We start from the raw sequence: 9,465 nt of genomic DNA, 5'->3' as shown, positions 1-9,465 counted from the left end.
TTGTCGCTTTGGCCGTCGGGACTGTAATGCAACGGGTCGGCCGTGCTGCCGAAGTGGTGGCTGTTGTGCGTTCTCATCAGCCAGTAGTACGCACCGGCGGCGGGGTACCGGTCGGTGCTGACCGTGTACGTGGGGGTGTAGTTCTTGAACACGCACCCGGGGCTGCTGTTTCCCTTGGTCATGTCGTCGCACCTGATGTCCAGGTCGCCGTAGGTATTGCCGAGGCTGATCGGGGTGGTGACATCGGCGGCTTCCACCGCGCCCGCCAGGATCCAGCCGAGACCGACGTCCTCCTCGCCGGTGCCGTTCCAGAACGTCTGGAATGTCTGCGCGGCGACATGGAGGTCCTCGGGCCCGGTCCAGGCCATCTCACCCGTAGTGACCTTGGGCGATTGCGTGCAGTCGCGTGACGGCCGGCTGGCGCAACCTCGCCATCGGCACCCTCGGACTCACCTGCGCCACCAACATCGCATCCGCGCTGCGACACAACCCCCGCAACCCACCCGACGCCCCCTCACCCAGCTCGGCCTCGCATGAACACAAGACGTACGTCACCCGGGCTTCGCTGCCGCCCTGCCCCGGTGACCTACTTGGTGTCGGCGACGACGACGATCTGACGGATGTGGGCGTCTTCCACGGCCGAGCGGAGGAGGAAGTCGGCGACGTTCTCACGAGCGGTTGAGGGGAAGAGCGACAGCTTCTTGAGATCCTCGAGCACGGTCGCGGAGTAGCGGGTGTTGCTTCGGTTGCTCAACGGACCGGGGTATTCCACGGTCCATTTCAGGTCACTGGCCTTCAGGAGCGCTTCCGCCGCGACCTTGTCCTCGTATTTCTTCCGGAGCATGCTGCTCACAATGGCGTGTACGAGGAACGAGGTTTTGGGGAGGGAGTCGCCGACTCCGAAGGCGGACACGATGAGGAATCGGTCAACGCCGGAGATTTTCGCCGAGGCGATGACCGCGCGGACGGTGTCGGTGATCAGCGTCGGGGCTTCGCTGGCGTTTCCGAGCGTGCTGATGACAGCGTCGTGGCCCTCGGCCGCCGCCGCGATCACGGCGGCGTCAGTGACAGCTCCGCTGATGACCTGGGCGCGCGGGTCAACCTTGGCGTCGGCCCTCCGGACGAGGGCGGTGACCTGGTGTCCCTGATCGAGTGCCTTTTTGACGAAGTGGACGCCGGTACGACCGGTTGCTCCAAGGACAAGAAACTTCATGCCGTTCGCTCTCTGTCGAGGCTGAGTCGAACCTCCTCAGGTCGCCGCCGATGCCGGCGCGCCGCATGCGGTGAAGGTCCGATTGAACTTTAGTCATGGAAGCTGACTAAAGTCAAGGTGACACCGGGCCATGCCGACGCCCGCCGAGCCAGGTGGACCGGGCCGGCGTGAGCCGGTTGCGGACGCGGTTCGGTGCGGCTGGGATCAGCCCGCGTACGGGTCGGTGATCTCGCGGAGCTGCTCCAGGATCTGGTGCAGCAGGGCGAAGTTGCGGGTGCCCAGAGAGGACTTCCACTCGGCGAGGATTTCGTCGAGTGTGGCTGCGGCCACCTCGATGGCCCGCCGGCCGCCTTCCTCTAGGGGATGAACAACAGCACCCCGAGCTTCACCCGCTGCTCGTCGTCCATGCCGTCCCTGGCTCCGTCGCTCACCTGATCCCACGATGTCCATGCCAGGCGTCAGCACCGCCGTGCCCGATCGCCGCCGGCCCGGCCCCGGCGGCGCGAGCACGGTCTCCGCCCTCCGCGCCCGGCGTCCGCCCCCTTTCTGGAACCTCGCCCTCCAGGTCGTTGCTGCGGCGACGATACTAAGAGTAGCTGACTAATGTGGCGGCCGGATCGAAGGGCGCCGCCGCCGTCACCGGACAGCAATCGGCGGCATCCGGCCCCGCGCCGTCCGGATCGCCGGCGCGCGCCCCGGGCATGCGTCAGGCTGCGAAGGATCCGCGAATGGTGCACCCACCGGTGCGCGCTTGATTTCGACTTCCCGTTCCGCGGTTATTGGGCCCGTATCTTCATCAATTCGGGTTTTCAATGGGCCCTGTACGACAGTGACGACGAATTGACGAGTGGCACGTACTCGTCCAGCGCATTCGGCAATTACGGCTTCCGTGAATGCTTGTACGGCAATAAGGCCCACGCCGTGCGGATGGCCGCAGCCGGGTCGGCGCGACAGGCCCGGGCGGCCCCGGCCGGACAGGCGCGGCCACGGCTCCGGCTCGTCCGGCGGATGCATTGTGGGCAGCCGCCCTCTCGTTGTCGGGTTAATCAGCTCCTTTGACAAATGAGGTCAATGGAACTGCGTCACGGCGGCGTCGGCGCAGGTCTGCGGGGCGCGGGCGGTCCGGGATGAAGGGGAGCGAGGTGCGGACGATTCGGTGCCGCCGGGACTAGCGGGCGTACGGGTCGGTGATCTCGCGGAGCTGGTCCAGGATCTGGTGCAGCAACGTGAAGTTGCGGGTGCCCAGATACGCCTTCCACTCGGCGAGGATTTCGTCGAGTGTGGCTGCGGCCACCTCGATGGCCCGCCGGCCGCGTTCCTCGATCACGATCAGCCGGGCGCGGCCGTCAGTGGGGTCCGGCACCCGGCGGACGTAGCCCAGGCGTTCCAGTTGATCGACCAGTACGCCGGCGCTCTGCTTGGTCATTTGTGCCTGGTCGGCGAGGTCCGTGAGGCGTGAACCATCCGGGGCGATCCGCTGGAAGACCCGGCACTGGGCGAGCGTCCAGTCGTCGAACCCGGCGTCCTGGAGAGCCCGGAACATCCGGTCCTCGGAGTACCGGTAGGGGATGAACAACAGCACCCCGAGATTCACCCGCTGCTCGTCGTCCATGCCTCTCTCGGCCCCATCGCTCACCTGATCCCACGAGGTTCACACCCTACGCCAACGCCGCTGAGCCAGGCCGCCGCCGACCCCGTCGCGGCAGCGCGCGGACACCGCCGCGCGCGCCGCCTTCCGCGCACCGTGCTCCCCGCGCACCCTCCGCCCCTCGGCGACCTCGTACCTGCTCTCTTGTCAAGCGCGCCGCTCTGTACCTCTTGTGATAAAGAATCCTGACTGGAATGGCTGCCGAGAGAGCACGCGTGGGACGACGACATCGGCATCAAGCCCGACAGGGGAGCGGCCCGGTCACCGGCAGGTGAGCGGTTCGCCCTCGGCGAGGAGGGTTCGTGCGCCGCGTGCCGGCACGCCGGCGGCTGAAGGCGACCGGCACCGTAGCCCGCGCGGAGGTTCGGGGTGCGGTGTGGGTTCACCGGACGGTCAGCGGCGGATCGTGGCGGTTTCGCGGGTGAACTGGCGGTGGCCGATCAGCTTGTAGGCCAAGCGAGCTGGCGCCGGCACGACCTGCAGAAACGTCTGCCGTTCCGCGTCATCGGCTTCCTCGGTGATGTGGCCGAGCATGACCAGCCGCCGCGTGAGCGGAATCGCGCTCATCCCGTGCTTGCCGAGCGCGTCCCATTCGCTCTGCGTCACCGTGACGGAGACGATCGGGAGCAGTTTGTGCTCCTCCTCAGCCAGGTGATCGATCAGCGTCGGCATCATGGCCTCGATGAGGGCCGCCATCCGCTCGCCGGCGGCGGCGTCCGCGCTCGCCGTCCATCCGGGCAGTTCCGCGCTGATGCCGGTGACGGCATTGTCGACCTGCTCGTGCTGGGCGTCCATCCGGTCCATCAACTCCGGGTCGAGCGCGGCCCGTTCGCGGAGCAGGGGGAAGAGCAGCTCGTCCTCGCCGGAGTGGTGCGTGTGCAGGAAGCTCACCATCTCCCGGGCGTGCGCGCCGATGACCTTGGACCGTGCGCGGTCACCGGCCGCGGAGCGCAGCAGTCGGGGCAGCTGACCGAACTCGCGCCGGATGAGGCGGTGGATCAGGACCATCTCATGGGTGTCGACGCCAGGTCCGGAGGTGCTCACTGTGCCTCGTCGACAGTGGCGACGGTGTTCCGTACGGCTGCGCGCGCGGTGGCTGCCGGCCGGCCGACCACGGCCCGCCTGCCCGTCGGGCTTGATGGCGACGTCATAGCGCTACCTCTTTCTGTCTTCTCTGTGGGTGAACAGTCCTTGGGGCGCGCCGCGACGTGGCGCGCTTGCGAACGGCCGCGTCAGGTGACCCTGAAGTGACACCATTGGTCAGCGACTCTTACTACCGTACACCCGTGGCAATGGCGGACGGGCGTGAGGTCGCAAGAGGGCTGAGCCGTACGGAAGGAACGCGGCACGCGCGGCGCGGTGTGTCACCATGGTCAAAGGGGATCATCCGTCGCCGGACTCCCCTTCGTTGCGGCCCGTCGGCGCCCAGTGGCCACTCTCGGCGCCGCCTTGACGAAGTCAGTTTAGTTGACTAATCTCATCAATGATCCTGACGATCTGGTGATGGGTAATCGCGCAGCGACGCGCCTTGCGTACGTGGACGAGCGTCCATGTACGGACCGGTCCGTACGACGATCAGGGCCGTGGAGCAGCGGCGCGGCCCGGCAACTTCTCTCTCGGCGCCCGGCGAGTCCGGCCGGCTGCGTCCCCTCCCCGTTCGCCCTGGAACCCCGTATCAAGCAAAGGACCACAGGCCATGATTTTGATCACCGGAGCCACCGGCACCATCGGTTCGGAAGTCGTCAAAGCGCTTCTCCCCGCCCAGGCGGATCACCTTCGGGTCCTCACCCGCAATCCCGACGCGGTTTTCCCCGAAGGCACCGAGAAGGTCGTGGCCGATCTCGGTGACGGCGATCTGGCACCCGCGCTGGACGGCGTACGCACCGTGTTCTCGCTGACCGAAGGGCTCAACATAGCCGCGCACGGCCAGCGGCTCATCGACGCGGCGCAGCAAGCGGGCGTCGAGCGGATCGTCAAGCTGTCCGTACGCAATGTCGCACACGGCGCCACCGACCCGATCACCAGCCTGCACCGGGCCGACGAGGACGCCATTCGCGGCAGCGGCATCGGCTGGACGTTCCTGCGGCCCACCGGCTTCATGTCCAACGCGCTCAACTGGGTAGGAATGATCACGGGCGACCAGGTCGTGCACGCCCCGTTCGCCGCCGGCCGGGGCGCCTTCGTCGACCCGGCAGACATCGCCGCGGTCGCCGCGGCCTGCCTCACCCAGGACGGCCACAACCACCGGATCTACGAGCTCACGGGTCCCGATCCGCTCAGCCCCGCCGACCAGGTCGCCATCCTCGGCAAGGTGCTGGGCCGCGACCTGCAGTACGCCGAGGCCGACCCGATCGGCTGGGTCGCGCAGATGGTGTCCTCCGGCATGCCCGAGGAGCACGCGAACGCCATCGGGGAGCAATTCCGCTCCACCCTGGAACCGTGGAGCCCCGAGCCGACCAGCGACGTCACCGCCGTCACGAACCGCCCGGCGCGCAGCTTCACCCACTGGGCCGAGGCCCACCGCAACGAGCTGCTCACCCCCACCAGTTGGTGAAGTGATCCCGGCGACGGCCTACGCCGCTTTGCCCGGGTGACACCCGCGCGGTGAGTTGTCGGAGGTACGGCCAACTTGCGATGCTCGACCGGCTCTTGACAGCCCACCGGGTCCAACTGCGCGGTGCAGCAACCGAATCCGCCCCCCCCGTTGGCCCGGTCGGCCGGACCGTGCCCGGGCGGCAACGTTTCGAACGAGGAGTAGTGAGGCATGAACGACCACGTCGAGCAGAGTGATCCGGCGGCCATGCTGGAAGGTCAGCTGTGGGCACTGGCCGCGGTGGTCGTGACCTTGCGGGAGACCGGGACGGGCTCGTTGGAGGAGGCTCTGGCGGCGGACCCGGCGCGTACCGCGGTGCTGGAGGCGGCCGGAGTGGTGCGACGGGACGGGGAAAGCTGATACCCGCCCCCGTGCTGCAGCTCGGTCCCGCGGCTTCCAACATGGCGTCGGCCCGGCTCGTTCCAGGACCTCCCCCAATTCCCCACGGCACCCGGCGGCCCCATACTCGTAGCCGCCCGCCGCCCTGACCGCGCCACATCCCCGTCGTAACGGCTCGGCGGTAACACTTTCCTCCCCGGCATTCCCGGCTCGATAGGCGTGCCCATCATGCCGTGAACGGTGTGAGGCAGCTTCACGGAAGCTGCTTGAGGAAGTCGCCTGCGGGGCAGGGCTTCGGCGAAGCCGGGTGACGTACGTCTTGTGTTCATGCGAGGCCGAGCTGCGGGAGGGGCGTCGGGGGTCGCGGGGGTTGTGTCGCAGCGCGGATGCGACGGTGGTGGCGCAGGTGAGTCCGAGGATGCCGATGGCGAGGTTGCGCCAGCCGGCCGTCACGCGGGGCGCGTTGCCGGTCCGCAGCTGTGAGGCGTCTTCGGCGAAGGTGCCCGGCGGCTGGTCGCCGAGCTGGTCAACAGCGGGCCGGATCACTCCAGGGCTTCGGTGAAATCGTGTGAGGCCCGGTCCTGGCGGCACTACCCCGTGATCCGAGTGGAAGACCGCGTCTGCCGACGCGTCATCGCTGGTCCCGCCTGCCCGACAAGCCCTGCCGCTCGTGCCCACGGGCACCCTCACCCCCGCCGAATCCCCTGCTCAAGGGTGCCCTGTCGGCACGTCTCCTCAGCCGCCGTGGGTCGCCAGCCAGCGGTCCTCTTCCGCGTAGTCGTACGGGTTGTACGCCTTGGCGAGCTCGGCTGCTCTCGGGAAGGCCTCGCGCCAGTCCTTCGTGCGGAGCTGGTCGGCGATCCAGGCGACCGTGGTGGGGAGGGACGCTTCGTAGGTGGTGGGCGGCTGGTAGTCGAGGTCGCGGGCGGCCAGGGACATGTCGAGGACCATGGGGTGGGCCAGGGACCAGGGGGTGGCGCCGAGAGTCGGGGTGGGGGGCGGGCCGTCGATGGTGAACGTGGTGGCGGTGTGGCCGAGGACCTCGTCGATCGCGGTGGCGATCTCGGCGACCGTGGGGACGTGGGGGTCGCCCGCGTTCAGGACGCGGGTGCCGGGGCGGCGGGCGGCGAGGCGGATGAGCTCGGCGAGGTTCGAGGTGTGCACGGGGTGGAAGCGGCTGCGGCCCCCGTAGGCAAGGATGCGTACCTTGCGGCCGTCCAACGCCCTTTTGACGAAGTGGAGTTCGCGGGGGTACGTGCTGTGGGTGCCGTGGATCGCGCCGGCCCGCAGCAGCGTGGCGGGCAGGCGGTCGGCCGCCGCGAGGAGGGTCTGCTCCAGTTCGACCTTGCGGGTGCCGTAGGTGGACGGGCCCGGGGGGACCGTGAGGTTGGTCTCGGGGAGGGGCAGCGGGTAGCGCGGCTGGCCGTCGGGGTCGTCCTGGGTGTCGAAGCTGCGGCCCTGGTCGTCCAGGTACACCGCGGCGCTGGAGATCACCACGGCCGAGCCGATCCGGTCCGCGAGCGAGAGCAACTGCCCGGCGTCGGAGGCGTCGTAGGCCACCGTGTCCACCACGACGTCGTAGCCGTCGCCGAGCGCGTCCGCCAGCGCGGCGGTGTCCTTGCGGTCGACGCGCACCTCGCGGACGCCGTCGGGCAGGGCCTGCGGGTCGGCTCCCGTACGCGAGGCCGCCGTCACCTCCCAGCCGTCCTCGACGAGGGCCCGTACCGCCTGCCGTCCGATCTGGCCCGTGGCCCCGATCACCAATGCGCTCTGAGTCATGATCCCGAAGCTAGGGCATGTCTGCCAAATCCCGCCTGGGCGGCGGGGTCTGGCACGCTCCCCCTGCCTCCGGCGGGGGCGCCCCCAGCCGCGTTGTCGGTCGTCGGCGCAGCCCTCCCCCTGAGCCTGCGGCCAGGGAGGTACCCCCAGCGCTCTCCTCCCTCCGCCTTGCGATCCCGCCCCCGCCCTCACGGGCGGACGCCGCTATTTGCCAGACACACCCTAGGGCCGCCCGCGGGCGGCCACCAGTGCGGTTCGCCCTGCGCGGATTCGGCTCGCGGCGCAACCCGGCTGCGCGCGGCCAGGCCCCGATCGGGTGACATCAGCGGCTGCGCCTGACGGGAGTACGGCGCCGGTGGTCCACCATGGTGACCGCAGGACGATAACCGCCCGAATCAGGAGATAACGGCCCATGCACAAGGGTCCGCTGGCCCGGCACTACCCCGCGGTGGCGGCGATGGTCGTCTGCGCCCTGGTCCCGTACCTGGCCGTGTCCGCGGCCCTGGGGCCCATCACGCCGTTCGTCGCCGCCGACCTGCACATGAGCCTGCAGACCGTCGCCCTGACCTCCGGCATGGCCAACGCCGGGTACGCGGTCGGCACGGTGCTGGCCGTGCAGTGCGCCCAACTCCTGCCGCAGCGGCGGATGCTGCTCGTCTACGGCACGCTGCTCGTGATCGGCTCGGTGCTCGCCGCGGGCGCGACGGACGCGGCGATGTTCATCGTCGGGCACGTCCTGCAGGGCCTGTGCACCAGCCTGCTGCTGATCGCGGCCGTACCTCCGCTGATCATCGACTATCCCGCGACCAGGCTGCGCTCGACCGCCGTGATCATGAACGTGTGCGTCTTCGGCGCGGTCGCGCTCGGCCCGGTGCTCGGCGGGGTGCAGGCGTCGGGCCACGGCTGGCGGCCGCTCTTCTGGGTCAACGCGGGCATCGCCGTGGCGGCCCTCGCGCTGTCCGTCCTCACCTTCCGGGACACCCCGCCGGCCGCCCCCGGCACCCCTATCGACCAAATGGCGCTGGTGCTCGCCACCATCGGCTGCGTGGCCGCGTTCTTCGGCTCCGCCGAACTGCTCACGCACCCCTTCCTCGACGCCCGCACCATCGGGCCGCTGCTCGGCGGGCTGCTGCTGATCGCCGTCCTGTTCGTCCACGAGTACCTCGCCGCGCGGCCGCTGCTGTGCGTGCGCAGCCTGATCAGCACGCTCCCGGTGGCCGGCGTCGTCGCCGCCATCTGCGCGGCGGCCGCGTCGGTGTCGGCGATCGCGCTGACCCAGAGCGTGCTCGCTACCCGCCACACGCCGCTGCGCCTCGGGCTGCTCTACCTGCCGGAGTTCGGCGGCGCCGCCGTCGCCGCGGTCGTCTTCGGCATCGTCTTCCGCAGCCACCTGCTGCACTACTACGTGCTGCTCGGCCTGGTCCTGCTGACCGCGGGCATCGCGGTGCTGAACGGCGCCGTCCCGCCCACGCCCGCGCTCGTCGCGGTGGGCTCCGGACTGGTCGGCATCGGTGTCGGCGCCTCCGTGGTGCCCGCGCTGTTCATCGCCGGCTTCTCGCTGCGCTCCAGCAACGTCCAGCGCGTCTTCGCCATCATCGAGCTGCTGCGGGCGGTGGCCGCCTTCCTGATCGGGCCGGTCCTGCTGTACGTCGCCACCACCGTCGGCAGCAACGCCGACGAGGGCACCAGGACCGCGCTGTGGATCTGCTTCGCCATCGCTGCCCTGGGCGCGGTGATCGGCGTCGCCCTGTACGCGGCCGCCGGCGTCCGCCCGCCCGCGCCCTCGGTGGACGCCTGGATGAGCGGGCAGCAGACCGGATGGGACTCCCCGCCGCTGCTCGCCCGGCTCCGGCGGAGCACCTCAGCCGACGACGACTGCCTCTGAGGCGGCCA

Annotated in this window: 8 protein-coding genes and 1 pseudogene; 3 read left to right on the top strand and 6 right to left on the bottom strand. The window is 69.7% G+C overall.

What is annotated here, in order from left to right:
* From BLR33_RS11665 to BLR33_RS11640, 5 genes and pseudogenes are all read right to left on the bottom strand, one after another.
* A pseudogene (locus tag BLR33_RS11665) lies at positions 1–368 on the bottom strand (hypothetical protein); the annotation flags it as partial.
* 218 nt (positions 369–586) lie between these two features.
* On the bottom strand, positions 587–1,213 hold the full coding sequence (locus BLR33_RS11655) for an NAD(P)-dependent oxidoreductase (protein WP_093784260.1): 627 nt from the start codon (positions 1,211–1,213) through the stop codon (positions 587–589).
* A 204-nt stretch (positions 1,214–1,417) separates the two neighbouring features.
* The gene (locus BLR33_RS36720) at positions 1,418–1,543 is read right to left on the bottom strand and encodes a hypothetical protein (RefSeq protein ID WP_265737028.1); all 126 of its coding nucleotides are present in this window, start codon (positions 1,541–1,543) and stop codon (positions 1,418–1,420) included.
* Positions 1,544–2,381: 838 nt separating this feature from the next.
* The gene (locus BLR33_RS11645) at positions 2,382–2,825 is read right to left on the bottom strand and encodes a MarR family winged helix-turn-helix transcriptional regulator (RefSeq protein ID WP_093784259.1); all 444 of its coding nucleotides are present in this window, start codon (positions 2,823–2,825) and stop codon (positions 2,382–2,384) included.
* 429 nt (positions 2,826–3,254) lie between these two features.
* The gene (locus BLR33_RS11640) at positions 3,255–3,905 is read right to left on the bottom strand and encodes a hemerythrin domain-containing protein (RefSeq protein WP_218136641.1); all 651 of its coding nucleotides are present in this window, start codon (positions 3,903–3,905) and stop codon (positions 3,255–3,257) included.
* A gap of 652 nt (positions 3,906–4,557) precedes the next feature.
* On the opposite strand from BLR33_RS11640, the gene BLR33_RS11635 reads away from it, so the two are divergent.
* Both BLR33_RS11635 and BLR33_RS35165 read left to right on the top strand, forming a co-directional pair.
* A complete protein-coding gene (locus BLR33_RS11635; protein ID WP_093784257.1) occupies positions 4,558–5,415 on the top strand; it encodes an NmrA family NAD(P)-binding protein in 858 nt (285 codons plus the stop codon).
* A gap of 210 nt (positions 5,416–5,625) precedes the next feature.
* On the top strand, positions 5,626–5,814 hold the full coding sequence (locus tag BLR33_RS35165) for a hypothetical protein (protein WP_176930228.1): 189 nt from the start codon (positions 5,626–5,628) through the stop codon (positions 5,812–5,814).
* A 714-nt stretch (positions 5,815–6,528) separates the two neighbouring features.
* On the opposite strand, the gene BLR33_RS11625 is transcribed toward BLR33_RS35165, so the two are convergent.
* A complete protein-coding gene (locus BLR33_RS11625; RefSeq protein ID WP_093784255.1) occupies positions 6,529–7,572 on the bottom strand; it encodes an NAD-dependent epimerase/dehydratase family protein in 1,044 nt (347 codons plus the stop codon).
* 412 nt (positions 7,573–7,984) lie between these two features.
* On the opposite strand from BLR33_RS11625, the gene BLR33_RS11620 reads away from it, so the two are divergent.
* Positions 7,985–9,457 (top strand): MFS transporter, encoded by a 1,473-nt coding sequence (locus BLR33_RS11620; RefSeq protein ID WP_093784254.1) that lies wholly within the window; start codon positions 7,985–7,987, stop codon positions 9,455–9,457.
* Positions 9,458–9,465 lie beyond the last annotated feature (8 nt).

The organism is Actinacidiphila guanduensis, assembly GCF_900103985.1.
Taxonomy (GTDB): domain Bacteria; phylum Actinomycetota; class Actinomycetes; order Streptomycetales; family Streptomycetaceae; genus Actinacidiphila; species Actinacidiphila guanduensis.
Note: the sequence above shows the minus strand (reverse complement) of the source record. Positions and strands in the feature narration are given on the sequence as shown.

Excerpts from the sequence above, each read along its gene's own strand:
- BLR33_RS11655 (WP_093784260.1), bottom strand. The coding sequence starts at position 1,213 with ATGAAGTTTCTTGTCCTTGGAGCAACCGGTCGTACCGGCGTCCACTTC.
- BLR33_RS11645 (WP_093784259.1), bottom strand. The coding sequence starts at position 2,825 with ATGGACGACGAGCAGCGGGTGAATCTCGGGGTGCTGTTGTTCATCCCC.
- BLR33_RS11635 (WP_093784257.1), top strand. The coding sequence starts at position 4,558 with ATGATTTTGATCACCGGAGCCACCGGCACCATCGGTTCGGAAGTCGTC.
- BLR33_RS35165 (WP_176930228.1), top strand. The coding sequence starts at position 5,626 with ATGAACGACCACGTCGAGCAGAGTGATCCGGCGGCCATGCTGGAAGGT.
- BLR33_RS11625 (WP_093784255.1), bottom strand. The coding sequence starts at position 7,572 with ATGACTCAGAGCGCATTGGTGATCGGGGCCACGGGCCAGATCGGACGG.
- BLR33_RS11620 (WP_093784254.1), top strand. The coding sequence starts at position 7,985 with ATGCACAAGGGTCCGCTGGCCCGGCACTACCCCGCGGTGGCGGCGATG.